At 57.6% G+C, this 25,590-nt stretch carries 25 protein-coding genes; 21 read left to right on the top strand and 4 right to left on the bottom strand.

The window, feature by feature from the left end:
• The first annotated feature begins 11 nt into the window (after positions 1-11).
• From prfB to EBC_RS19810, 10 genes are all read left to right on the top strand, one after another.
• A protein-coding gene (gene prfB, locus EBC_RS19855) for a peptide chain release factor 2 (protein ID WP_105760302.1) occupies positions 12-1,110 on the top strand; the annotation gives its coding sequence in 2 pieces (ribosomal slippage) (positions 12-86 and positions 88-1,110; 1,098 coding nt in all).
• 9 nt (positions 1,111-1,119) lie between these two features.
• A complete protein-coding gene (gene lysS / locus EBC_RS19850; protein WP_013203639.1) occupies positions 1,120-2,640 on the top strand; it encodes a lysine--tRNA ligase in 1,521 nt (506 codons plus the stop codon).
• A gap of 109 nt (positions 2,641-2,749) precedes the next feature.
• Positions 2,750-3,601, top strand: coding sequence for a MurR/RpiR family transcriptional regulator (locus EBC_RS19845; protein ID WP_013203638.1), 852 nt, complete (start codon positions 2,750-2,752; stop codon positions 3,599-3,601).
• Between the two features lie 252 nt (positions 3,602-3,853).
• The gene (locus tag EBC_RS19840) at positions 3,854-4,690 is read left to right on the top strand and encodes a transporter substrate-binding domain-containing protein (protein ID WP_013203636.1); all 837 of its coding nucleotides are present in this window, start codon (positions 3,854-3,856) and stop codon (positions 4,688-4,690) included.
• Positions 4,691-4,694: 4 nt separating this feature from the next.
• A complete protein-coding gene (locus tag EBC_RS19835; RefSeq protein WP_013203635.1) occupies positions 4,695-5,309 on the top strand; it encodes a DUF1989 domain-containing protein in 615 nt (204 codons plus the stop codon).
• 1 nt (position 5,310) lies between these two features.
• Positions 5,311-5,961, top strand: coding sequence for an urea carboxylase-associated family protein (locus tag EBC_RS19830; RefSeq protein ID WP_013203634.1), 651 nt, complete (start codon positions 5,311-5,313; stop codon positions 5,959-5,961).
• Positions 5,962-5,965: 4 nt separating this feature from the next.
• Entirely contained in the window at positions 5,966-6,616 is a 651-nt protein-coding gene (locus EBC_RS19825) for an amino acid ABC transporter permease (protein WP_013203633.1), read from the top strand.
• Entirely contained in the window at positions 6,616-7,281 is a 666-nt protein-coding gene (locus EBC_RS19820) for an amino acid ABC transporter permease (protein ID WP_013203632.1), read from the top strand. Before EBC_RS19825 ends, EBC_RS19820 begins: the two co-directional genes overlap by 1 nt.
• A 13-nt stretch (positions 7,282-7,294) precedes the next feature.
• A complete protein-coding gene (locus EBC_RS19815; RefSeq protein WP_013203631.1) occupies positions 7,295-7,966 on the top strand; it encodes a DUF1989 domain-containing protein in 672 nt (223 codons plus the stop codon).
• 70 nt (positions 7,967-8,036) lie between these two features.
• Positions 8,037-8,735, top strand: a complete 699-nt coding sequence (locus EBC_RS19810) for an amino acid racemase (protein ID WP_013203630.1) — start codon at positions 8,037-8,039, stop codon at positions 8,733-8,735.
• Between the two features lie 11 nt (positions 8,736-8,746).
• Here the strand turns inward: EBC_RS19810 and EBC_RS19805 are convergent, their stop codons facing one another.
• Positions 8,747-9,370 carry a hypothetical protein gene (locus EBC_RS19805; protein WP_013203629.1) on the bottom strand — a complete coding sequence of 208 codons (624 nt, stop codon included), beginning with the start codon at positions 9,368-9,370 and terminating at the stop codon, positions 8,747-8,749.
• 483 nt (positions 9,371-9,853) lie between these two features.
• On the opposite strand from EBC_RS19805, the gene EBC_RS19800 reads away from it, so the two are divergent.
• Complete coding sequence (locus EBC_RS19800) at positions 9,854-11,017, top strand: MFS transporter (protein WP_013203628.1); 1,164 nt, start codon at positions 9,854-9,856, stop codon at positions 11,015-11,017.
• Here EBC_RS19800 and EBC_RS19795 read toward each other — a convergent pair.
• A complete protein-coding gene (locus EBC_RS19795; RefSeq protein WP_013203627.1) occupies positions 11,014-11,934 on the bottom strand; it encodes a LysR family transcriptional regulator in 921 nt (306 codons plus the stop codon). The genes EBC_RS19800 and EBC_RS19795 overlap by 4 nt on opposite strands.
• Before the next feature lie 119 nt (positions 11,935-12,053).
• Between EBC_RS19795 and lysA the strand changes: the two genes are divergently transcribed.
• Entirely contained in the window at positions 12,054-13,307 is a 1,254-nt protein-coding gene (gene lysA / locus EBC_RS19790; RefSeq protein ID WP_013203626.1) for a diaminopimelate decarboxylase, read from the top strand.
• A 62-nt stretch (positions 13,308-13,369) separates the two neighbouring features.
• Here the strand turns inward: lysA and EBC_RS19785 are convergent, their stop codons facing one another.
• Positions 13,370-13,699 carry a PTS lactose/cellobiose transporter subunit IIA gene (locus EBC_RS19785; RefSeq protein ID WP_013203625.1) on the bottom strand — a complete coding sequence of 110 codons (330 nt, stop codon included), beginning with the start codon at positions 13,697-13,699 and terminating at the stop codon, positions 13,370-13,372.
• 188 nt (positions 13,700-13,887) lie between these two features.
• Between EBC_RS19785 and EBC_RS19780 the strand changes: the two genes are divergently transcribed.
• The 5 genes from EBC_RS19780 (at position 13,888) to EBC_RS19760 (ending at position 18,308) form a co-directional block, all read left to right on the top strand.
• Positions 13,888-15,222 (top strand): PTS sugar transporter subunit IIC, encoded by a 1,335-nt coding sequence (locus EBC_RS19780; RefSeq protein WP_013203624.1) that lies wholly within the window; start codon positions 13,888-13,890, stop codon positions 15,220-15,222.
• A 9-nt stretch (positions 15,223-15,231) separates the two neighbouring features.
• On the top strand, positions 15,232-16,659 hold the full coding sequence (locus tag EBC_RS19775) for a glycoside hydrolase family 1 protein (protein ID WP_013203623.1): 1,428 nt from the start codon (positions 15,232-15,234) through the stop codon (positions 16,657-16,659).
• A gap of 9 nt (positions 16,660-16,668) precedes the next feature.
• Complete coding sequence (locus EBC_RS19770) at positions 16,669-16,986, top strand: PTS sugar transporter subunit IIB (protein ID WP_013203622.1); 318 nt, start codon at positions 16,669-16,671, stop codon at positions 16,984-16,986.
• A gap of 87 nt (positions 16,987-17,073) precedes the next feature.
• Complete coding sequence (locus tag EBC_RS19765) at positions 17,074-17,847, top strand: FCD domain-containing protein (RefSeq protein WP_013203621.1); 774 nt, start codon at positions 17,074-17,076, stop codon at positions 17,845-17,847.
• On the top strand, positions 17,844-18,308 hold the full coding sequence (locus tag EBC_RS19760) for a GNAT family N-acetyltransferase (RefSeq protein WP_013203620.1): 465 nt from the start codon (positions 17,844-17,846) through the stop codon (positions 18,306-18,308). The genes EBC_RS19765 and EBC_RS19760 overlap by 4 nt, the downstream gene beginning before the upstream one ends.
• On the opposite strand, the gene galR is transcribed toward EBC_RS19760, so the two are convergent.
• Entirely contained in the window at positions 18,309-19,310 is a 1,002-nt protein-coding gene (gene galR / locus EBC_RS19755) for an HTH-type transcriptional regulator GalR (RefSeq protein WP_013203619.1), read from the bottom strand.
• A gap of 209 nt (positions 19,311-19,519) precedes the next feature.
• On the opposite strand from galR, the gene EBC_RS19750 reads away from it, so the two are divergent.
• The 4 genes from EBC_RS19750 (at position 19,520) to EBC_RS19735 (ending at position 25,586) form a co-directional block, all read left to right on the top strand.
• Entirely contained in the window at positions 19,520-21,799 is a 2,280-nt protein-coding gene (locus EBC_RS19750) for a molybdopterin guanine dinucleotide-containing S/N-oxide reductase (RefSeq protein WP_013203618.1), read from the top strand.
• A gap of 330 nt (positions 21,800-22,129) precedes the next feature.
• Positions 22,130-23,851: a penicillin-binding transpeptidase domain-containing protein gene (locus EBC_RS19745; RefSeq protein ID WP_013203616.1), complete on the top strand. Its 1,722-nt coding sequence runs from the start codon at positions 22,130-22,132 to the stop codon at positions 23,849-23,851.
• Between the two features lie 12 nt (positions 23,852-23,863).
• On the top strand, positions 23,864-24,076 hold the full coding sequence (locus EBC_RS26200; RefSeq protein WP_013203615.1) for a hypothetical protein: 213 nt from the start codon (positions 23,864-23,866) through the stop codon (positions 24,074-24,076).
• A 379-nt stretch (positions 24,077-24,455) separates the two neighbouring features.
• On the top strand, positions 24,456-25,586 hold the full coding sequence (locus tag EBC_RS19735; RefSeq protein ID WP_013203614.1) for an efflux RND transporter periplasmic adaptor subunit: 1,131 nt from the start codon (positions 24,456-24,458) through the stop codon (positions 25,584-25,586).
• The last annotated feature ends 4 nt before the right edge of the window (positions 25,587-25,590 follow it).

The following is a 25,590-nucleotide window of genomic DNA, read 5'->3' as shown; positions in this document are numbered from 1 at the left end:
ATTCTAAAATCATGTTTGAAATTAATCCGGTAAAGAACCGAATTCAGGATCTCTCTGAGCGCAGTGGCGTTCTCAGGGGGTATCTTTGACTACGATGCCAAGAAAGAACGTTTAGAAGAAGTTAACGCCGAGCTGGAACAGCCCGACGTCTGGAACGAACCCGATCGCGCCCAGGCGCTGGGTAAAGAGCGTTCCTCGCTCGAAGCCATCGTCGACACGCTGGATCAGATGGAGCAGGGACTCGAAGATGTCAGGGGCCTGCTGGAACTGGCGGTCGAAGCCGACGATGAAGAAACCTTCAACGAAACCATTGCTGAACTCGACGTGCTTGAGAAAAAGCTCGGCGAGTTAGAATTCCGCCGCATGTTCTCCGGCGAGTACGACAGCGCGGACTGCTACATTGATATTCAGGCAGGTTCTGGCGGCACCGAAGCCCAGGACTGGGCCGGTATGCTGGTCCGTATGTACCTGCGCTGGGCAGAAGCCAAAGGCTTCAAGACCGAAATCATTGAAGAGTCCGAAGGCGAGGTTGCCGGAACCAAATCCGCGACGCTGCGGATTATCGGCGATTATGCTTTCGGCTGGCTGCGTACCGAAACCGGCGTTCACCGCCTGGTGCGTAAGAGTCCATTTGACTCCGGCGGCCGCCGTCACACCTCTTTCAGCTCGGCTTTCGTTTATCCGGAAGTGGATGACGATATCGATATCGAAATCAATCCGGCCGACCTGCGTATTGACGTCTACCGTGCCTCAGGCGCGGGTGGTCAGCACGTTAACCGGACCGAGTCGGCGGTACGTATTACTCACCTGCCGACCAACACCGTAACCCAGTGTCAGAATGACCGTTCTCAGCACAAGAACAAAGACCAGGCGATGAAGCAGATGAAGGCGAAGCTGTACGAGCTGGAAATGCAGAAGAAAAATGCTGAGAAACAGTCGTTAGAAGACAACAAGTCTGACATCGGCTGGGGAAGCCAGATCCGTTCATACGTGCTCGATGATTCACGTATCAAGGATCTGCGTACCGGCGTAGAGACCCGTAATACTCAGGCGGTGCTGGATGGCGATCTGGACCGTTTTATTGAAGCAAGCTTGAAAGCAGGGCTATAAGGAACTGACATGTCTGAACAACAACCGCAGGGCGCTGACGTCGCACTTGAGCTGAATAACGAACTGAAAGCACGTCGCGAAAAACTCAGCGCGCTGCGTGAAAACGGCGTGGCATTCCCGAACGATTTCCGCCGTGACCACATCTCCGAACAGCTGCATGCTGAATACGACGGACGCGAGAACGAAGAGCTGGAAGCGCTGGGCATCGAAGTGAGCGTGGCCGGTCGTATGATGACCCGTCGCATCATGGGTAAAGCCTCTTTCGTCACCTTGCAGGACGTCGGCGGCCGCATCCAGCTGTACGTTTCCCGTGACGATCTGGCGGAAGGCATCTACAACGAGCAGTTTAAGAAGTGGGACCTTGGCGACATCGTCGGCGCGCGCGGTAAGCTGTTCAAAACCAAAACCGGCGAGCTGTCGATCCACTGTAGCGAACTGCGTCTGTTGACCAAAGCTCTGCGCCCGCTGCCGGACAAGTTCCACGGCCTGGCCGATCAGGAAACCCGCTACCGTCAGCGTTATCTGGATCTGATCGCCAACGAAGAGTCGCGTAAAACCTTCAAAATTCGTTCGCAAATCATGGCGGGTATCCGCAGCTTTATGGTTGGCCGCGAGTTTATGGAAGTGGAAACCCCCATGATGCAGGTGATCCCTGGCGGGGCGTCTGCCCGTCCGTTTACCACCCATCATAATGCGCTGGATATCGATATGTACCTGCGTATTGCGCCGGAACTGTATCTGAAGCGTCTGGTGGTTGGCGGTTTCGATCGCGTGTTTGAGATCAACCGTAACTTCCGTAACGAAGGTATTTCGCCACGTCATAACCCAGAGTTCACCATGATGGAACTCTATATGGCGTATGCGGATTACAAAGATCTGATCGAACTGACCGAAAGCCTGTTCCGTACGCTGGCTCAGGACATTCTCGGCAACACCGTGGTGCCTTACGGCGAGCAGGAGTTCGACTTCGGTAAGCCGTTCGACAAGCTGACGATGAAAGAAGCGATCCTGAAATACCGTCCGGAAACCAACCTCGCCGACCTCGACGATTTTGATAAAGCGGCCGCCATCGCGCAGTCACTGGGCATCAAAATCGAGAAGAGCTGGGGCCTGGGCCGTCTGGTCACCGAGATCTTCGAAGAGACCGCAGAAAGCCATCTGATCCAGCCGACCTTCATTACCGAATACCCGGCTGAGGTGTCCCCGCTGGCGCGTCGTAACGACGAGAACCCGGAAATCACCGACCGCTTCGAGTTCTTTATCGGCGGGCGTGAAATCGGTAACGGCTTCTCCGAGCTGAACGATGCTCAGGATCAGGCCGAGCGTTTCCTGCAGCAGGTGAATGCCAAGGATGCGGGCGATGACGAAGCCATGTTCTATGACGAAGACTACGTGACCGCACTGGAGCACGGCCTGCCACCCACGGCCGGTCTGGGCATCGGGATCGACCGTATGGTGATGCTGTTTACCAACAGCCACACCATCCGTGACGTGATCCTGTTCCCGGCAATGCGTCCATCGGGCAAGTAATGTCGTCGTAAAAAACAGCAAAAGGGGCGAAGCAATTCGCCCCTTTTTTAGATCCCTGCGAAAAGCGGGCACGCGCTTTGCAGGATGGTTTTTTTCATCAGGAAGACAGATGAGCGCGAAACAGGCCTCGCTTGAGAGCCGCATCAGACAGTGCTGGGATCAACTCTCAGCCCATGAGCAGCGTTTAGCGGATGTGATCCTTGCGGCACCCGGTCAGCTGGCCATGAACACGGCAACGGAACTGGCGCAAAGCGCTGGCGTCTCTAAAGCCACCACCACCCGTTTTTTCCGACATCTGGGCTACGAAAGCTTTGACGCCGCCCGTCGTCAGGTGCGCGAGCTGCAAAGCGGCGGATCGCCCCTTTATCTGCAACAGTTTCAGGCAACCTCGGGCCTGGATTCGCTGATCCAGAGCCATCTGGAGCGCGAAATTGCCAACCTGGTTAATACCTACCGTTCGCTGGATGCCCAACAGCTGGCCGATGTGGTCAGCGCGATTGCTCAAGCGCGCCGCGTAGTGGTGCTTGGCTGGCGGCACAGCCAGACCATCGCCTCGCTGATCTACCGCGATCTGGTTCATGTTCATCGCGACGTACAGCTGCTGCCAAAAGCAGGGGATTCACTGGCGGAATCTCTGGCCGCATTAGGCCCGGAAGATGTGGCGATTTGCGTCGGACTGCGGCGTCGTATGCCGGCTCTGAATAGCGCGATGAACGCCTTAAATGAGCTGAAGGTGCCGATGCTTTATCTGTCGGATGTGCTCTCCGGTAAACCGGCGAAGCAGGCCAGCTGGATCATCCGTTGCCACACGGAAGGCAGCCTGATCTTTGACAGCACCGCCTCTCTGTCAGGCATTTGCAATCTTCTCTGCTCGCTGGTGGCCCGTGAGAAAGGCAAAGCCAGTAGCGATCGGCTGGCGTTGATCGAAAACATCCACCAGTGGCTCGACGAACTGGAATAGCTGCACGCTTTTAGTGCAATCGCCGCGCGTTATTGCACCGTCAACGTTCACCTCAATCACCGTCAAAAATGGCGAAAACAGGGCCAAAGAAACCCGAGAAAAAATATTACCCACTAAAGAAACAATTGTTTCTCAGTGATTTTAAAGGAAAAAGGAATTTCCTCCTCTCCCGTGAAAACGGGCCAGCGCAAAACTGGCACGAAAGGTGAATTAGCTCTGACAGGCACTTCACCAACACCATGGGAAACACCAATGAAAAAAATAACGCTTCTCCTCGCTGCAATGCTGACCTTAGGCGCCAGCGGCCTCGCTCAGGCAGATACTCTGGCGGACATCAAAGCCAGCGGCAAAATGACCGTCGGTATTGACCCCACTTTTCCGCCGTATGAGTACACCAACGATAAAGGCGAAATCATCGGCTACAGCGTCTCGATCATGCAGTCGGTGGCGAAAGATCTCGGCGTGAAACTCGATTTTCAGAAGACCGCGTTCAACGGCATCATCCCAGGTCTGATTTCCGGCTCGTTCAATGCCGAAGGCTCCTCGCTGAACGTCAATGCCGAGCGGGCAAAAAAAGTGCTGTTCACCGTTCCCTACAGCAAAACCGTTAACGGCATTCTGATCCGCAAAGATGAAGCCGGAAAATTCAGCGCTAAGCCGCTGAGCATTGAATCGCTGGCCGGCCTGCGCGGCGCGGCGAAAAGCACCAGCGTGCCCGAGCAGCTGCTGAAAACCTTCAACGAAACGCTGAAAAGCAAAGGCCTGAAGCCGATTGAGATTATCAGCGTGGATACGCTGGATCAGACGGTCAGCGCCCTGATGACCAAACGTGCCGATTTCGTTATCGATGATATTGCGGTGCTGGCCCCGGTCGCCAAAAAATACCCGGCTAAGCTGAGCCAGGTGGGCGAAGTGGGTCCGTCGCAGTGGATGGCATGGGCTACCCGTAAAGACGATGTCGCGCTGAACAAAGCCATCAGTGACCATATTCTGGCGATGCAGAAATCGGGCGAGCTGGCCAAACTGCAGCAGCAATACCTTGGTACCACGATCGTCGTGCCTGCCGATAACTTTATCCCGCAGGAATAAGACTATGTGCCAGCAACATGTCCATGTTACCGCCGGACACGGCCAGACGTTCACCGTGCGTAAAGGCCAGTTTATTACCGTTATCGACACCCTCGGCCAGCAGGCGGCCGACTTTGTCGCCGTCAGCGCTGAGAATATCCAGGAGAAGCTTTCACCGGTTCACACCCGTCAGCACTTGCGCTCGTTGTTCTTTAAGCCGGGCGATGCGCTGTGGTCCAGTGAAAACCGGCCGATGCTGAAGATTGTCTCGGACAGCATTGGCATCCACGATGCCAACGTGCCCGCCTGCGATCGTACGCGTTTCAGTATCGATTTCGGCGTCGAAGGGCACCGCAATTGTGTTGATAACCTGCTGGAAGGCATGAAGCCATTTGGCATCACTTACTACAGCCTGCCGGAGCCGTTTAACCTGTTCCAGAATGGCCCGGTGACCGCCGATGGCCGGATGGAAGTGACCGACCCTAACAGCCGCGCCGGCGACAGCATTGTGTTCGAAGCCCTGTGCGACCTCATTTGCGCCGTCTCTTCCTGCCCGCAGGACATTATTCCGGGTAACGGCCTGCAGGTCACCCCGATTGATATCACCGTTTCTGACCGTTACACCCTAAGCGAGGCCTGAAATGCTGTTAATGAAAGAAGGCTTTGCCTCTGATACTCCCCGTACCCTGGCTGAACCCGTCCGGGTTGCAGCGGGAACCGTCGGCAGCATCAAAGTGCTGCGCGGCCAGCTGCTGCGGATCGCTGCGGCAGACGCCGGTGCCGTCGCGTCCCTGTATGGTTTCAGCCTGGCTGAACCGAATGTCTGGCTGTCGGTCCACCACACCCGCGTGTTCAGCAACAGCTATCTGCTGGGCTCGGGGATGCGCATGGTCAACAACCGCCGCCGTCCGGTGATGGTGCTGGGGAAAGACAGCGTTCGCCGCCACGATTTGCTGCTGCCCGCCTCGACCACGGCATGGCTGAGCGCGCAGGGCTATCAGGGGCAGCAGGGCTGCTATGACGCGGTACAAGCGGAACTGGTTCGTTTGCAGATGGCGGTGCCGAAGCTGCCGGATCCGATCAACCTGTTTATGCATGTTGAGCTGGCCCGCAACGGTGACATTCGGCCACAGCCGAACCTGACCCAAGCCGGCGACAGCATTACCTGCCGCGTGGTGCAGGATACGCTGTTTATCGCCTCGGCCTGCTGTACCGGCATTGAAGGTAACGATAAGCCGGCGCCGCTGCTGCTGTCGGTAGCGGAAAATCTTCACGACTTTACGGGCGGATAACGCGATGTTGGGGCTGGATGCAGAAGTCACCGCAGGACTGCCTGAGCTGGGCCGGGGTTTACTGGTCACGCTTGAACTGACTGCGTTGGCGGCGTTAGTGAGTCTGGTACTCGGCCAAATCGGCTGCTACCTGCAACTCTGCCGCAGCTGGCCGCCGCGTCTGATTGGGCGACTGTATGTCAGCCTGATGCGCGGCACGCCCGCCATCGTCCAGCTCTTTGTGGTGTTCTTTACCTTGCCGTTGTTAGGCCTGGGCGGCCAGCCTCTGCTGGCCGCCGTTGTGGCGATTGGCATGAACAGCGGCGCCTATGTCGCCGAAATCCTGCGGGTAAACCGGCGTCTGGTTTCTCGCGGCCAGCTGGAGGCGGCAAGAACGCTGGGTTTGAGCCGCTGGCTGACCTGGTGGTACATCATCAATCCACAGGTGATGCGCGCCAGCCTGCCGATGTTAGTCAATGAATTTACCATCCTGCTGAAAACCACGCCGCTGGCATCGGTGGTCGCCCTGACCGAGCTAACCTATGCCGGGCAGATTGTCATTGCCCGCAGCTATGAGGCCACGCAGGTGATGCTGCTGGTTTCGCTGGGTTACTTACTGATTGCGCTGCCGCTTATCCGGGCGGCGCGCTGGCTGGAACAGCGGGGGAGAGCGTAATGGACTGGCAGGCAATTATTACCGCTGCACCTTCGCTGGGGCAGGGCATGCTGGTGACGCTGCAACTGTGCGTGGTGGCGGCGATCGCCTCACTGATTGCCGGCTCAACCCTGGCACTGTTACTGATGCGGGCTGCGCCGTTCTGGCAACCGCTGCTGCGTTTCTACAGCTCGGTTACGCTGGGGTTGCCGCTGCTGGTGGTGATTTATCTGCTCTATTTTGTGCTGCCCGAATACGACATCACCCTTTCCTCACCGGTGGTGGGCGTAGTGGCACTGACATTGTATTACGCGCCCTATATCGCGCAGGTCCTGCGTGCCGGGCTTGAGGCATTGCCGCGCGGTCAGTGGGAGGCATCCCGCGTTCTCGGGCTGGGACGGTTCCGCACCTTCAGCGATGTGATCCTGCCGCAAACCCTGCCGCAGATGCTGTCGCCGCTGGTTGGGCTGCTGATCGGGCTGATTAAAGACTCCGCGCTGCTGTCGGTGGTGTCGGTGCCTGAATTTATGTATGCCGCCAAACAGGCGATTTCCGAAACCTACGCGCCGCTGGAGATCTATCTGGCGGTGGCGCTGATTTACTGGCTGCTTTGCAGCGTTATCGATCATCTTGCCCGCCGGGCCGAGAGGCGGATGACCCGTTATCTCGCCCGTTCGCCGGGCTAACCAGGAGCATCCGATGCAACAAGACTCACTCTGCCGCGAAGAACACCTTGTCCCGGCGCGTCATGGCAAAGCGTTCCGCCTGAAAAAAGGCGAAGCGGTGCAGGTTATCAATACCCACGGCACCCAGGTTGTCGACTGCTGGGCCTATAACGCCGATGACGTCAGCGAATACATGTGTATGGAGGCGACCCGTGTCTGGAACCAGCGCCTGAACCCGAAGACCGGCGACAGCTTTATCACCAACCAGCGCCATCCCATTTTGACCGTGGTTGCCGACACCTCGCCTGGCGTCCACGATACCTTTATGGCCGCCTGCGATGCCCGTCGCTATGAGCTGTTGGGCTGTACCGAGCCGCACCGTAACTGCCATGACAATCTGCACGAAGGGATGGCCGAGCTGGGTGTGACGCTGCCGCATGGCAACCTGGCCTCCTTTAATATCTTTATGAATATTCAGGTGCAGCCGGATGGCCTCACCCTGAAAACGCTACCGGTGGTCACCCGGCCGGGCGATTACATCGTGCTGCGTGCCGAGATGGATTGCTTTGTGGCCTTCTCCGCCTGCCCGCAAGATATCGTCAGCATTCAGGGGCAGGGCGATAACACCCCGCGCGACGCAACGGTACGCATTCTGGCGGAAGGTTTTTCTGATAGCGAAGTAAAAGGTCCGTGGGTTCCTGCCTGATAAATTGATCCGCAGCGAAGAATGCGGAATAGTGAGGGACTGATTTTTAGCCCTTCACCAGGACGCGATGATGAAAACCTTGGGACTGATTGGCGGCATGAGTTGGGAATCCACCGTGCCGTATTACCGCCTGATCAATGAAGGGATCAAACAGCGGCTGGGTGGCCTGCACTCGGCGAGGCTGGTGCTGTACAGCGTGGACTTTCATGAGATTGAAGCCTGTCAGGCCAGCGGCGACTGGGATCGGGCCGGGCAGATGCTGGCCGATGCGGCGCTGGCGCTGAAAAAAGCCGGCGCGGAAGGCATCGTGCTCTGTACTAACACCATGCACAAAGTCGCCGCGCCGATCGTCGAGCAAAGCGGTTTGCCTTTTCTGCACATCGCGGAAGCCACGGCCAAAGCCATTCAGCAGCAAAAGATGTCCCGCGTGGCGCTGCTGGGCACGCGCTACACCATGGAGCAGGATTTCTATCGCGGGCCGCTGGCCAGCGAGTTTGGCATTGAAACCCTGGTGCCCGATGCCGCCGCGCGGCAGGAAGTAAACCGCATCATCTTTGAACAGCTCTGTCTGGGCGAGTTTAGCCCGGCGTCGAAAGCATATTATCAACAGGTGATTGCCGGGTTAGTGGCCGAGGGCGCGGAAGGGATTATCTTTGGCTGTACCGAAATTGGCTTACTGCTGCAGGCGGAAGATTGCCCGATCCCGGTGTTCGATACCACCGCGATCCATGCGGCTGCGGCAGTTGATTTTATGCTGTCCGATCGATGATGTGGGCGAGGCTATGATTTGATCGCGTCGTTCAGCCAGTCTTTAAAGCGGGCATAAGGCACGTACAGGGAAACGTTTTTATACAGCTCTTTGCCCGACTTCAGGTCGTTGATGCGGCTGGAATAGCCGACAATCACTCCGCCAATGGAATCGTCCGAGGCGTTATACACCGCGCCGCCGGACATGCCCTTCACCACGCCCGCATCGGATGCCACCACCACGCAGCTGACCTTGTTCCAGTCGTTCTTCAGCCCGGTATTGACCAGGTTGGTGCCGGTTGAGGCCACCGGCATCGCCGAGATAAAGCTGTAGCCATACAGATTGATTTTGTCGCCAATGTGGCCATTGCGGAAATGCGGCGGCGGGACGTTGCCATTCTTATGGTAAACCACCGCAAGGTCGCATTCAGGATGGTAGGATTTGACGCGATACAGGGAGAATTTGGCGACGTGTGCGGCGGTCAGGCTGTAGTCCGCGGTCAGCGGAATGGTGGTGCCCAGCGTGCCGACGCCGAGCACGGTCGGAATGCCGGTGACAGTCATATCCACCCGCTTTTCGGCTTCTTTGCTGTACTCATATTTTCCTACCGAACAGCCACTGGCTAACAGGGCAAGCAGGCAAACAGCGCGTCGCATCTTTCTTCCTCGGTAATGAATCGATCAAGCACAGCTCAGGAAACGCCCGTGAATCCATTCGAGGTATCGGCTCTTCATCGCAAAACTTTAATCATTTGAACAAGGCTCAAAGCCTACGGCTTCTGACTCAGATGGCAATCTGTCGTCGCCCGAAGCGGGAAAAGTCAGATCAATCTTAGAAGCTATTGTTCAGAAAGTATTATGTAACAGCCGGATGAAGCAAATTATAGACCATAAAGATTTCGTAAAAATGGCAATTTCGCTGTTTTTTTAACCCGTTAATTCAGCGGGATAACACTTACTGCTGAAAAGTTTGCCGATTATTGCGATATCAGCAACAGACCTTTGACAGACCCGATCTATAAGCCGCCGGTAAGCTGTGCTTTAATTGCTAATGTGATCTGAATCAAACTTTTAATCCCCGCAACCGGGAACGCCCCCTCGGGCTTCTGGCCTGACCGTTATTTATTTGGAGAGTGTGACATGCCTGTTTCCTTACTGGCGCTGGCGCTGAGTGCGTTTGCTATCGGCACCACGGAATTTGTCATTATGGGCTTGCTGCCGGAAGTGGCGGGAGACCTCGGCGTCTCCATTCCTTCCGCCGGCTGGCTGATCAGCGGTTATGCGCTGGGTGTGGCCATTGGCGCACCGATTATGGCGCTGTTGACGGCGAAGCTGCCGCGCAAACGCACGCTGATGCTGCTGATGGTGATTTTCATTATTGGCAACGGGCTCTGTGCACTGGCCTATAGCTACAACCTGCTGATGATAGCGCGCGTCGTTACTGCCCTCTGTCACGGTGCGTTCTTCGGCATCGGTGCGGTGGTTGCGGCCAGTCTGGTTGCGCCAGGCAAGCAGGCGTCGGCGGTGGCGCTAATGTTTACCGGCCTGACGCTGGCGAACGTGCTTGGCGTGCCGCTGGGCACCTGGTTTGGTCAGCTGTACGGCTGGCGCGCCACCTTCTGGGGCGTGTCGGTGATTGGCGTGCTGGCATTTATTGGCCTGATTGTCAGCCTGCCCACCAATCGCGATGAAAAGCCGGTGCACCTTGCCAGCGAAATTGGCGCGCTGGCGAACGGCAAGCTGTGGCTGTCACTGCTGATGACGGTGTTCTTTGCCGCCGCGATGTTTGCGCTGTTCAGCTATATTGCGCCGCTGCTGTTGCAGGTGACCGGCATCAGCGACAAAGGCGTCAGCTGGACGCTGTTCCTGATTGGTGGCGGGTTAACGGTGGGCAATATTCTTGGCGGCAAGCTGGCGGACCGCAAGCTGTCCTTGAGCCTGATCCTGAGCTTCTCGCTGATCGCGGTGTTTTCACTGATCTTCAGCTGGACCAGCCATGCGCTGTGGCTGGCCGAACTGACGCTGTTCCTGTGGGCGATGGCCACCTTTGCCACCGTACCGGGTTTGCAGATCAACGTGGTGCGTCACGGTAAAGAGGCGCCGAACCTGGTGTCGACGCTGAATATCTCCGCCTTTAACGTCGGGAACGCCTTTGGTGCCTGGGCCGGTGGTGCGGTGATTGGCAGCGGTTATGGCCTGACGGCGGTGCCGGTGGCGGCGGCCGTGCTGGCGGTCGGCGGCCTGATCCTCTGTCTGATTACCTTCCGTCCGTCACGTGGACAGGCGCAGACCGTCAACGCTTAATGCAATAACGCCGCAAGGCGCTGGTTAACCAGGCTGATGTGCTCAAGTAAATGGGCGCAGAAAGCCTCAACCAGCGCCGAAGAAGGGCGGTGGCGTGGCCTGACCAGGCTGACGGTAAAGGGCACATCAATACTGAAGCGCCTGATCACCACGCCGCTTCCGGCATAGTCCAGCGCGGTCAGCGGGTTGACGATCGACACGCCGACGCCGGCTCTGACCATCGAACACACCGACGCCGCGCTGTGCGTCTCCAGCACCATCCTCCTTTGCACGCCCTGCTCATGAAACAGATTGTCCAGCAGCTGGCGATAGCTGTCGGCTCGCGACAGGCTGATGTAATCCTCACCGGCAAAATCCTCCGGCGTTAAGCAGGCTTTCGCCGCCAGCGGATGACCGTCCGGCAGCACGCACACCTCATTACCGGTAAACAGCTCGGTGCGCTCGGTTCCGGCCGGCGTCAGGCGGGTTTCCGTCAGCCCCAAATCGTAGCGCTGCGCGGAGAGCCACTCTTCAAGCAGCGGGGATTCCTGCGGAATAATGTTCAGGCTGACGTCCGGGTAGCGTTGCAAAAAGGGCCGACAAAACAGCGGCAGCAGCGACTGCGAAAACACCGGCAGGCAGGCAATTGACAGTTCACCCTGACGAAACTGGCGCAGGCCTTCGGCGGCGCTGACGATCCGGTCCAGGCCATACCAGGAACGCTGAACCTCTTCAAACAGCCGCAGGCCCTGCACCGTGGGCTGCAGACGGCCGCGCACGCGGTCGAACAGCTTCAGGCCGACCAGCTTTTCGAAACGCGCCAGTTCGCGGCTGACGGTGGGCTGCGAGGTATGCAGCAACGCAGCGGCTTCCGTCAGGTTGCCCGCGGTGACCACGGCGTGAAAAATTTCGATATGTCGCAGCGTAATGCCAGCCATACTTTTATCCTGGAGACGATTGAAGTCATATCATGGATGAATAGACTCCGTTAAAACAGATATTTTTCATCCTGTTCAGGCTGTGGCGTAATAGCCTTATTATCTTCAGGAGAGTCCCGATGCCACGCTTACTTACCAACACCCAAACCGCTTTAACCCGTGACAACCTGCTGCCGCTGGTGCGCCAGTACGGTGGACCGGTTTGGGCCTATGACGCCAGCGTCATTGCCGAACGTATCTCGCAGCTGCAGCAGTTTGATGTGGTGCGCTTTGCGCAAAAAGCCTGTTCCAACATCCATATTCTGCGCCTGATGCGCGCCGCAGGCGTGAAGGTGGATTCGGTGTCGCTGGGCGAAATTGAGCGTGCGCTGGTGGCCGGCTTCACACCGGGCGGCGACGAGATTGTCTTCACCGCCGACGTGCTGGATGAGCCGACGCTGGCACGTCTGGCCGAGCTGAAAATCCCGGTCAACGCCGGTTCCGTCGATATGCTGCACCAGCTGGGCGAGGTGTCTGAAGGCCATCCGGTGTGGCTGCGCGTCAATCCCGGTTTTGGTCACGGCCACAGTCAGAAAACCAATACCGGCGGCGAAAACAGCAAGCACGGCATCTGGTATACCGATTTGGTGCTGGCGCTGGAAGCCATCAAGCAACACAGGCTGAAGCTGGTCGGCATCCATATGCATATCGGCTCCGGCGTGGATTATGCCCACCTGGAGCAGGTGTGTGATGCGATGGTTAATCAGGTGATTGGCTTAGGTCACGATCTGGAAGCCATCTCGGCGGGCGGCGGCTTGTCGATCCCCTATCGCTTCGGTGAAGAGGCGATCAATACCGAACACTATTTCGGTCTGTGGGATGCGGCCCGTCAGCGCGTGGCAAAACATCTCGGCCACCCGGTGAAGCTGGAAATTGAACCGGGTCGCTTCCTGGTGGCGGAATCTGGCGTGCTGGTCTCCAAAGTGCGTGCGGTGAAGGCGATGGGCAGCCGTCACTTTGTGCTGGTGGATGCCGGCTTTAACGATCTGATGCGTCCTGCGATGTACGGCAGCTACCACCATATTTCTGCCATCGCCGGCGATGACCGCCCGCTGGATGAGCAGAACACCGTCGACAGCGTGGTCGCGGGGCCGTTGTGCGAATCAGGCGATGTGTTTACTCAGTTGGAAGGCGGTAAGGTGGAAACCCGCGCGCTGCCGCAGGTTAAACCGGGTGATTACCTGGTCTTCCACGACACCGGCGCTTACGGCGCGTCGATGTCCTCTAACTACAACAGCCGCCCGCTGCTGCCGGAAGTGCTGTTTGAAGCGGGCCAGCCGCGTGAGATCCGCCGCCCGCAAACCATACAGGAACTGCTGGCGCTGGAGCTGTAAGCGGCATCCCTGACGTTGTGAACCGGCCGCCTGGGTTTCAGGCGGCTAACCGCAGGCCGGGTTCAGGCCTCGGTCAGACGCTCTCCACCCAGTAACTCCTTCCGCAGCAACACAATTTCCTCCGCCAGATCGCGGCACAGCATCGCATTCATCAGATGGTCCTGCGCATGGACCAGAATCAGCGTCACCGGCACTTTCCCGCAGCCTTCATCAGCGCCAATCAGCTGGGTCTGGATATGGTGCGCGCCTTTCGATGCTTCCAGCGACGCGGCCAGCGCCTCATCCGCCTGCTGCCACTGCTTCTTGCGGGCGAACTGAATCGCGCTCATCGCGTGAGACCGCGCCTCGCCTGCACTGATCAACAGCTCCATCATGGTTTGCTCAAAATCCATTCCTGCCTCCGGTATTGGTATGCCAAATAGTGAAAATACATCCTATCGGAATGCCAATATGCACTTCTGCGGGTTTTGTCACAGAAAATAAGTTCGGTTTCGCTATTTTTGGTATGCCACAAGAACGGACTTCCGCAGGGCGAAAAAATATCGGGACGCTTCACCACTTACTTCTGAGGGTATTACGCATGTCTCTACAGGATCGACTCATCGACTCTTTAGGCAGCTTCGCCACCAAATTCAACAGCTATCGCTACATCATGGCGATCAAGTCGTCGTTCATTACCCTGATGCCGGTCATCATCGTCGGCGCGTTCTCGGTGCTGATCTCCAATATGGTGCTGGACGGGAAAAACGGCCTCGCCAGCATTCAGGCACTGGGCTTTCTCGCCGAGCTGAAACCGATTACCACCAGCATCAACTACGCCACCCTGAGCTTTCTCAATATCGGCGCGGTGTTCCTGATCGGTATTGAACTGGGCAAAATCAACGGCATAAAAACGCTGTTTCCCGGCCTGCTGGCGATCATCTGTTTTATCGCCGTGACGCCAACCACGCTCACCATGCTGGTCGACGGGCAGATGCATCTGGTCACCGATGTGCTGGCGAAACAGTTCTCCGACACCAAAAGCCTGTTCCTCGGCATGTTTATCGCCATCCTCTCGGTGGAAATTTACTGCCGCCTGGAGAACGTAGAACGGCTGAAAATCAAAATGCCGGATACCGTGCCGCCTAACGTCGCCGCCTCGTTTTCGGCGCTGATCCCGGCCATCATCACCGTGTCGGTTATCGCCACCTTCGGCTTTATCTTCCATCGCTTCACCGGCATGTATCTCTACGATGCGGTGTACAAAGTGGTGCAGGAGCCGCTGGAGTCGGTGGTGCAGAGCCTGTGGGGCATTCTGCTGCTGATGTTTGTTGCTCAGATGTTCTGGGTGATTGGCATTCACGGCAACCAGATGGTGAAACCGATCCGTGAGCCGCTGCTGCTGGGGGCGATTCTGGTCAACATGAACGCCTTTGAGCAGGGCAAAGAGGCGCCAAACATCATCACCATGCCGTTCTGGGATGTGTATATGAGCATCGGCGGTTCCGGGCTGACCATTGGCCTGCTCAGCGCGGTGATGCTGGCGACCAAACGTAAAGAGATGCGCGAAATTGCCAAGCTCTCCTTCGGTCCTGGCCTGTTCAATATCAACGAACCGGTGATTTTCGGCATGCCGATCATGCTGAATCCGATCCTCGCTATCCCGTTCATCATCACGCCGCTGATCACCGGTTCGATCGGCTACTTCGCCACGGTGATGGGCTTTGCCGGCAAAGCGGTGGTGATGGTGCCCTGGACCACGCCGCCCATCATCAATGCCTGGCTTTCCACCGCCGGATCGATGGGCGCGGTGGTAACACAAATCATCTGCATTCTGGTGTCCATTGTGATCTATGTGCCGTTTGTGAAAATTGCCGCGCGCCGTGCTGAAGCCGCTGAAGCGAAAGCCTTGCAACCTGAATTCGCGCAAAACTAAGGAGACGTAATGAGTAAGGTCACCATCAACATTCCTGACGATTTTATGCTGGGTGCGGCCGCATCAGCGTGGCAGACCGAAGGCTGGAGCGGGAAAAAAGACGGACAGGACTCCTGGCTGGATGCCTGGTACAAGAACGACCGGCACGTCTGGCACAACGGCTATGGTCCGGCAGTCGCCACCGACTTTATCAACCGCTACAAGGAAGACGTGGCGCTGATGAAGGCGGCGGGACTGACCCACTATCGCACCTCGATTAACTGGTCGCGCTTCCTTACCGACTATGAAAACGGCGTGGTGGATGAGGAGTACGCCGGCTATTACGACGCGCTGATTGCCGAGATGCAGGCGCAGGGCATTGAGCTGATGCTGTGCCTGGAACATTACGAACTGCCGGCGGTATTGCTGGAGCAGTATGGCGGCTGGGGCTCGAAAAGGGTAGTTGAGCTCTATCTGCTGTATGCGGAAAAAGTCTTTGAACGCTATGCCGGCAAGGTCACCCGTTGGTTCACCTTTAACGAGCCGATTGTGGTGCAAACCCGCGTCTATCTTGATGCGCTGCGCTGGCCGTATGAGCAAAACACCTTGAAGTGGATGCAGTGGAATCACCACAAAAACCTGGCCACCGCCAAAGTGGTCAAGCTGTACCGCGAGAAGGGCTATCCCGGCACGGTGGGCACCATCCTTAATCCGGAAGTGACCTATCCGCGGTCGTCTGCGCCGCACGATGTGAAGGCCGCAGCCATGTACGATCTGTTCTACAACCGCGTTTTCCTCGATCCGGCGATCAAAGGCGAGTACCCGGCGGAGCTGGTGGCGCTGCTGGCGAAACATCAGGTCAGCTGGGATGTCAGCGCGGAAGAGCTGCAGCTGATTGCCGAGTATCGGGTGGATGAGGTGGGCATCAACCTCTATTACCCGCATCGGGTCAAAGCACCATCCCGCGCCTGGCATCCCGAGACGCCGTTCCATCCCGCTTACTATTACGAGCATTTTGAACTGCCGGGCCGGCGGATGAACAAATCCCGCGGCTGGGAAATTCAGCCGACCATCATCTACGACATGGCGATGCGCATCAAAAACGACTACGGCAACATTCCGTGGTTTGTCGCCGAAAGCGGAATGGGCATCGAAGATGAAGCGCAATTCAAAAACGCGGAAGGGCAGATCCAGGATGACTATCGCATCGCCTTTATCGCCGAGCATCTCTACCAGACGCTGCGGGCGCGTGAAGATGGCGCTAACTGCCTGGGCTATATGCTGTGGGCCTTTACCGACAACGTCTCGCCAATGAACGCCTTTAAGAACCGCTACGGGCTGGTGGAAATCGAGCTGGAGAACGACCGCCAGCGCCGCCTGAAAAAATCAGCGCACTGGTATCGCCAGCGCCGTGACAGCCGACAGCTCACCCTTTCCCTTGATGATGAAATGAAATAAGGAATGACCATGAAACGTATCGTATTAGCCTGCGCCGCAGGCATGTCCACCTCGATGGTGGTGACGCGGATGGAAAAAGAAGCGGTCGCGCGCGGTCTGGAATACCAGATTTATGCCATTCCTGAGCAGAATCTGCGCGACGAGCTGCAAAATTATGGCCCGGACGTGGTGGCCGTGCTGCTGGGGCCGCAGGTTCGCTTCAAGCTGGAAGAGAACCGCAAGCTGACCGACAGCTATCACATTCCTATCGCGGTGATTGATACCCTGGCTTATGGCACGCTTAATGGAGCAAAAGTACTCGATCAGGCGCTGGCTTTGGTAAACTAGGCAGATTACCTTGCCGACCGCAGCAGGAGAGTGCGCAATTATGGAAAGCACGGTCGGCAGGATGTTTAACGAGCTAAGGGTGAATACGTGGAAAAGGGCGCGGCGGGTCAAGAGAAGAAGCAGTATCAGGAAATCGGACAGCATCTGCGCCAGCAAATTCTCGACGGTCATTATCCCGTTGGTTCACGACTTCCGCCGGAACGAAACATTGCCGAAACCTGGGGCGTCAGCCGCACCATCGTGCGCGAGGCGTTGTTGATGCTTGAGCTGGAAGGGACGGTGGATATCCGTCAAAGCTCCGGCGTGTACGTGATGCGCATTCCTTCTGAGATCAGCAACGAAGAGGAAGCGTTCTTCCGCAGCGACGTCGGCCCGTTTGAAATGCTGCAGGCGCGGCAACTTCTGGAAAGCAATATCGCCGCCTTTGCCGCCAAGATGGCCACCAAAGCGGACATTGAGAACCTGAAGCGCATCCTGGAGCAGGAGCAGAAGGCGATTGCGGTCAACGATGCCAGCCAGGATAACGACAAGATGTTTCACCTGCTGTTGGCGGGCGCGACGCAAAATCAGATGCTGCTGGATACCGTTACCAGCATCTGGCGACATCATGAGAACAACCCGCTTTGGCAGCAGTTGCGCAGCCATATTGAAACCCGCAGCTACCGCCTGAAGTGGCTGGGCGATCACCAGACCATCCTTGCCGCGCTGCGCCGTCGCGATGTGATGGGCTCGTGGCAGGCGATGTGGCAGCACCTGGAAAACGTGAAGAAATCCCTGCTGGAACTGTCAGACGCCGATGCCCCAGATTTTGACGGGTATCTGTTTGAGTCGGTGCCGATTTTTCAGGGCAAGCTGGTATGAGCACGCTGAAAATTGTGCCGCTAGCGGAGGCGAAACAGCATATCGACACGGTCACCGACTGGTTATGGCAGGCCTTTGGCAGCGAAAACAGCCGGCCCTTCTTTGCCAGCATTCTGGCCAGCAGCCTGAGCGGCGCGGACCTGCCGATCACTTGGGTGGCGACAGACGGCGACCGGGTGGTGGGAACCGTAGGGTTGTGGCGCTGTGACCTGATCAGCCGTCAGGATCTGTCTCCGTGGCTGGCCGCGTTATACGTGGACGAAAGCTATCGCGGGCGCGGATTGAGCGAGCAGTTGCAGCTTAAGGTAATGGCGGAAAGCCGCCGGCGCGGCGACGATCAACTGTATCTGTATGCGGCTTGTGCGGATTATTACGAGCGCTTTGGCTGGCAGTATATTGGCGATGCGCTGGATTATCCGGACCGGTCTGTCCGGCTTTACCAGCGATCGCTTGCCGGTTAATCAGTCCGGCGTGCCTACCGAATGACGGCGAACCAGCGTCGGGCTGAACAAATTGGTCACTTCTGGCAGCGGCTGATTATTGGCTAACGCCAGCGCCAGCGCGGCGGCCTGTTGCGCCATGGTGACAATCGGGTAACGCACCGTGGTCAGGCGCGGGCGAACATAGCGCGACACCAGCACGTCATCAAAACCAATCAACGACATCTCTTCCGGCACCCGCACGCCATTATCACTTAACACCGCCAGCGCGCCGGCGGCCATCGAATCGTTATAGCAGGCGACGGCGGTAAACTGCTTGCCGCGGCCCAGCAGCTCGGTCATCGCCTGTTCACCGCCCACTTCATCCGGCTCGCCCAGCGCCACCAGACGGTCGTTGCACGGCAGGTTATGTTCCTTCAGCGCATCGTAATACCCCTGCAAGCGATCTTCGGTATCGGAAATCGGGTGCGTCGAGCAGATGTAGGCAATGTTCTGATGGCCTTGCTGGATCAGATGGCGGGTGGCCAGCCAGGATCCGTAGCGATCGTCCAGCGCAATACAGCGCTGCTCGTAGCCGGGCAGGGCGCGGTTAATCAGCACCATGCCGGGGATCTGTTTCATCAGTGGGATCAGGTCGGCGTCGGGAATTTTTTTCGCGTGGACCACCAGCGCGCCGCAGCGGTGGCGGATCAATTGCTCGATGGCCTGGCGCTCTTTTTGCTCATTATGGTAACCGTTACCAATCAGTAAAAAGTTGCCGGTTTCGTAAGCCACCTGCTCCACGGCTTTCACCAGCGCACCAAAGAACGGGTCGGAAACATCGCCCACCACCAGCCCCATGGTCTCGGTAGACTGCTGCGCCAGGGCGCGTGCGTTGGCGTTCGGGTGGTATTGCAGCTCATCCATTGCGCTGGTAACGGCCAGGCGTGACGCCTCACTCGCCTTCGGTGAGTTGTTAATAACGCGGGAAACCGTTGCAACGGAAACGCCCGCGAGCCTGGCAACATCCTTTATCGTAGCCATCGGTAAGAGCCTTCCAGGGTAAGCGTTTACATAGCTGTTCAGTGTTGCGGAAAATCCCTGTTACTTCAAGCACACAGAATGCCAGCGGTGTCGCAAAGCTGGATATTTCAGTCCATTCTGGCGGTGAGATTGGCGTGTTTATATTCAGCTTTCCAAAAAAAGGCTATTCTGGCCTTCCAAAAAGAATTGTTTGCCTGCCGGATCGCCATATGACCATTAAAAGAGTGCCGCACCTCGCCCACTGGGGCGCCTTCACTGCCGTCGTCGAAGACGGGAAACTGCTGCGTTGTGAGCCGTTTTTCGCCGATCAAGACCCGTCGCCGATGCTCAACAGCATCCCGGAACTGGTCTATTCGGATAAGCGGATCAGGAAGCCGATGGTGCGCCGCTCGTGGTTAGCCAAGCGCGAAAAAAGTGACCGCACGCTGCGTGGTCGTGAAGACTTCGTTGAGGTCGACTGGGAGACCGCGCTGGATCTGGTGGCTGAAGAGAACCGCCGGGTGCGCGATCGTTACGGTCCCTCGGCGATTTTCAACGGCTCCTACGGCTGGTCGTCGGCGGGCCGCGTAAACCACGCCCGCACGCTGATCCGCCGCTTCTACTTTACCGGCGGCGGCGGCATCGATCAGCTGGGTAACTACAGCTGGGGCGCGGCACAATTCTTCCTGCCGTATGTGATTGGCACCTATATGCCGCTGACCGGCCGGGTCACCGACTGGCCAAACGTGGTGGAACATTGCGAAATCTTCGTTGCCTTTGGCGGGCTGGCGCTGAAAAACAGCCAGGTTGCCTCGGGCGGGGCCGGCCAGCACAGCCTGAAGCCCGCGCTGCTGGAGCTGGCGGCCAAAGGCACCACCGTAATCAATATCAGCCCGATGCGTGATGACTGCCCGGAGTTTGTTAACGCCGAGTGGATCCCGATCCGGCCGAACACCGACGTCGCGCTGATGCTGGCGTTAGGCTTTGAAGTGGAACGGCTGAACGCGGTGGATACCGCCTTCCTCAGCTCCCATTGCGTGGGCTATCCGCAGCTGCGCAGCTATCTGCTGGGCGAAACCGACGGCACGCCAAAAACGCCGCAGTGGGCCAGCGACATCACCGGCATTCCGGCGCAGCGCATTGAGCAACTGGCGAAGCAGCTAATTGGCAAACGCAGCTTTATTACCTGTTCCTATTCCGTTCAGCGCGCGCACCGTGGCGAACAGCCTTACTGGATGATGATTGCGCTGTCGTCGATGCTTGGCCAACCGGGACTGCCGGGCGCGGGCTTCTCCTTCGGCCATGGCTCGATGAACAGCGTGGGTAACCCGCGCGTGGAAGGGCCGGCACCGATGATGTCGACCGGCGTCAATCCGATTGCCGATCTGGCGATCCCGGTGGCGCGCATCAGCGATATGCTGCTGAATCCCGGCGAGCCGTACCACTTCCAGGGACAGATGCACACCTACCCGGAGATCCGTCTGATCCACTGGGCAGGCGGCAACCCGTTCCACCATCATCAGCAGATTAACCGGCTGGTGGAAGGCTGGCAGCGGCCGGATACGGTGATCGTGCAGGACATTGTCTGGACGCCTGCAGCGAAGATGGCCGACATCGTCTTGCCGGTGACCACCACCCTGGAACGTAACGATATTGGCGGCTCGTCCCGTGACCGCTTCGTGCTGGCAATGCATCAGGCGATTAAGCCACAGCATCAGGCGCGTAACGACTTCGATATTTTCGCTGACCTGGCGGATCGCCTCGGCTACCGTGAAACCTTCACCGAAAACCGCAATGAAGCGCAGTGGATCGAACATCTGTATCAGCAGTGCGCAGGGGCTCACCAGCGTAAGGGCATTGACTGGCCGGATTTCGACACCTTCTGGAAAGAAGGGCATGTGGAAGTGCCCCAGGGCGGCAAGCCGTTCGTGTTTATGGAGGATTTTCGCCAGGATCCGCTTGCCCATCCGATCAAAACCGCCAGTGGCAAAATTGAGCTGTTCAGCGAAACCATCGCCGGCTATCAGCTGCCCGACTTTGCGCCGCATCCGGAATGGCAGCCGCCACGAGAGTGGTTGGGGGCCGAGGTCAGCCAGCGCTTCCCGCTGCATATGATCTCGATTCAGCCGAGCGACCGTCTGCACAGCCAGATGGACGCCACGCCGTCGGTGCAGGCCAATAAAACCGCCGGGCATGAAACGCTGTGGATGCACCCGGACGATGCTGCGGCGCGCGGCATTGCCGATGGCGATGTGATTGACGTCAGTAACGATCGCGGGCGGATGCTGGCGGGCGTCAGGCTGTCGGATGGCATCAGCCCAAGGGTGGTACTGATTGCCACCGGTGCCTGGTTCGACCCTGGGTTTGGTAAAGCCTGGCAACCTTACGATCGCGCCGGTAACCCAAACGTGCTGACGCTGGATATCGGTACCTCGTCATTAACGCAGGGGCCGAACGCCATGAGCTGCCTGGTGGAGATCAAAAAGGCGAAAGATTGCAAAACTGCCTAAGAATCACATAGCTGGTTACAGTTTGCGGAGAACTGTTGCGAATGCTGGCTGGCGAGTGACGCGGCCAGATTGCTACAGTCTAAGTCCCAGAGGTATTGATGGGTGAACATCAAAAAGATTTTTTATGCTTTGTTTCACCGACCTGCGCAGATGCGCAGGTTTTTTTTGCCTGTAAAACGGGGTTGTCTGGATAACCTGTTGAAAATGCGCATAATGCTCTGAATCTCGCAACAGTTCACTCACGATCTGAAACACAGTTTCCCTGTCATCTCCCCGGCATTTTTTGTATAACTCCCAGTCAGTTATCCTGTCCTCATCAGTAGAAGATCCATGTCGCGCTTAAAGAAGATACTGGCAAAAGACCAGGCAAAATCACCGTTTCATCCTGTCCGTTTCCGTCTGATCTGCCTCGGGGTGTTCGGCTGTCTGGTTTTGCTGCTGATATGGGTCGGAAATTTACAGCTGTTAAACCATCCGATGCTGGAAAAGCAGGCGGATGAGCGTTCGCTGCGTACCGTCACGCTGCCCACCAACCGGGGAACGCTGCTGGACCGCAATGGCGAGGCGCTGGCGCTGAGCGTGCCGTCGCGCGATATCATTGCCGATCCGCAACGCGTGCTGGAAGCCCATCCGGATTTCACCAGCGACAAGTGGGAGTATCTGGCCCACGCGCTGGATCAACGCCCTGAGCAGATTGCCGCGCAAATCAACGCCAACCCGAAACGCCGCTTCCTGTATCTGGGACGCAAAATCGAGCTGGGCATCGCCAAAGATATTGCCACGCTGCACCTCGCCGGGATCAGTACCGTTTATGACGACAGCCGCTTCTATCCGATGAGCGATGCCACCGGGCCGCTGCTCGGCATTGTCGGCGCGGATAACACCGGGCTGACCGGGTTAGAAAAGGGCTTTGATAAGGTGTTGCAGGGCACTGCCGGGGTGGAAAAATACCGCCAGGATGCGCACGGTAATATCGTGGCGATGATCAATTATGAACCGCCGCGTCAGCCGCCAACCGTGCAGCTCAGCATCGATAAATTCGATCAGTACACCATGTACACCAAACTGCGTGACGGCGTGTTGCTGAACAAGGCCGATTCCGGTGCCGCGGTGCTGATCAAAATCGATACCGGCGAAATCCTCGGCATGGCGTCTTACCCGTCATTTAACCCGAATAACTTCGTCAACGTTTCCGCCAACCAGATGCGCAATACCGCCATTAACGACAGCTACGAGCCGGGTTCCACGGTGAAGCCGCTGGTGGTGATGGAAGGGCTGATCCGCAAACTGGTTCGCCCGGATTCGGTGCTGGATACCACGCCATACCGGGTTAACGGTCATCTGATCCGCGACGTTGGCCACTGGCCGCGCCTGACCATGACCGGCATCCTGCAGAAATCGAGCGATATCGGCGTGTCGCATATTGCGCTGGCGATGCCTGCCGAAGTGCTGGTCAACACCTTCAGCTCGTTCGGGCTGGGGAAACCGACCGGCCTCGGGCTGACCGGTGAGAGCGTCGGCTACTTCCCGCTGCACCGTGAGCGCTGGGCGGATATCGAACGTGCCACCTTCTCGTTTGGCTATGGCCTGCGCGTCACGCCGCTGCAGATTGCCCGTGAATACGCCACGCTCGGTTCCTTCGGCATTTATCGCCCGCTGTCGATCACCAAGGTGACGCCGCCGGTGATCGGCAACCGCGTGGCGGATGAAGAGACCGTGCGTTCGGTGGTGCATATGATGGAGAGCGATGCGCTGCCGGGCGGAAGCGGGGTGCGTGCGGCGGTGCCGGGCTATCGTCTGGCGATTAAAACCGGTACGGCAGAGAAGATGGGCGACAGCGGAAAATATGACGGCGGCTATATCAACTACACCGCCGGCGTCGCGCCCGCCAGTAATCCGCAGGTGGCGCTGGTGATTATGATTAACCACCCAACCGCAGGCGATCACTTCGGTGGCTCGGTTGCCGCGCCGGTGTTCGGTAACATCATTGGCCCGGTCCTGAAGCATATGAACGTGGCGCCGGACGCGTTGTACTCCACCCACAGCGATTAATCCTTTCAGGCGATGCAGGGCAGCACTCTGCCCTGCATCGCACACGCTCCGGTTAACACCCTCAACACCCTCAACACCTTCATTACCTTCATTACCTTCATTACCTTCAACACCTTCAACACCCTCAACACCCTCAACACCTTCAACACCTTCATCACCTTCATCACCTTCATCACCTTCAACACCCTGAAACCCTCTCTGATGCCCCCAGGCTTAACCTCATAGCGCACAAAAACCGCGCGACTTGCCGAACTTGCTCACATCTCTTAACCGACTCTTTGCACTCCCTAAACAGCCATTACCGTGCTCGCACGGTAAGGTAAGCCATCACGATCCGACACCGCATTCCGTCGGCGCGTGCCAGCCCCTCTCATTGTTGGTAGCGCTGAAAGGGGCGCATTCAGTCCCAAAAAAGCACAAAAGGAATCGTTTGCGCGCCCGTCAGCACGGGATTAAGCACGGAAAGCTTATCGGAAGCGTTTTGATAAATAACTTAGCGGAAACTTAACACTTCTCACCGGGTGACCTCCCTATAATTGCCCTCTTTTGTGAGAATAATCACTCTCATTATTATTTCTATTTCCTTTCACCTTGAGAATTCACCATGCGCTTACAGATCCTCTCAGCGAGCCTGATTTTTTTGCTGGCCGCCTGCGACCAGAATGCCTCGCCCGGTGCTGCCAGCAATACGCCGACGCCGGTTGGTGTCACCACGCTGAAAAGCGAGCCGGTGACGCTGTTCACCCAGTTGCCGGGACGGACCACTGCCGTGCGGACAGCCGAAGTTCGTCCGCAAGTCAGCGGTATCATCCTTAAACGTCTGTATACCGAAGGCGCGGAAGTGAAAGCCGGGCAGCCGCTGTATCAGATCGATCCGGCCACTTATCAGGCGGCGTATGACAAAGCGCAGGCGACCTTAACCAATGCCAGCAAGCTGGCGCAGCGCTATAAACCGCTGGCGGCGGCGCATGCCATCAGCGGCCAGAGCTATGACGATGCGGTCGCTGCCGCGCGTGAAGCGCAGGCAGATCTGGAAACGGCGCGGGTGAATCTCAATTACACCGAGGTACGCGCGCCGATTAGCGGGCATATCGGCCGCTCGCTGTCGACGGAAGGCGCACTGGTGACCAACGGCCAAACCAGTTACCTGACCACCATTCAGCAACTGGACCCGATCTATGTCGATGTCAGCGAATCCTCGCAGGATCTGCTGCGTCAGCGCCGGGCGCTGGCCGACGGCAAGCTAAAGCAGGTTGGCGAGAATGCGGCAGCGGTGAAGCTGACTCTGGAAGACGGCTCGACCTATGCCGGGCAGGGCAAGCTGGAGTTCTCGGAAGTGACGGTGGATGAGGGAACCGGCAGCGTGACCATGCGCGCGTCATTCCCGAACCCGAAAAGGGTGCTGCTGCCGGGCATGTATGTCCACGCCAGCTTCCCGCAGGGCGTGGCCGATAGCGGCATCCTGGCACCGCAGCCGGCGATCATGCATGACACCAAGGGCAATCCTTACGTCTTTGTGGTCAACGCGGATAACACCGTGGCGCAGCAAACCATTACCACCGGCGAGATGATCAACGGCAAATGGCTGGTGACGTCAGGGCTGAAAGCGGGCGACCGGGTGATCGTCGATGGCTTACAGAACGTCCGCTCCGGCGCGAAGGTCAATGCCAGCGAAAGTCAGGACAAAGCCGCGCCTCAGGCCAATCTGTCCACCACCGATCCTTCAGCGCAGTAAGGAA

The organism is Erwinia billingiae Eb661, from assembly GCF_000196615.1.
GTDB classification, from domain to species: domain Bacteria; phylum Pseudomonadota; class Gammaproteobacteria; order Enterobacterales; family Enterobacteriaceae; genus Erwinia; species Erwinia billingiae.
This window is presented reverse-complemented; position numbering and strand designations above follow the sequence as displayed.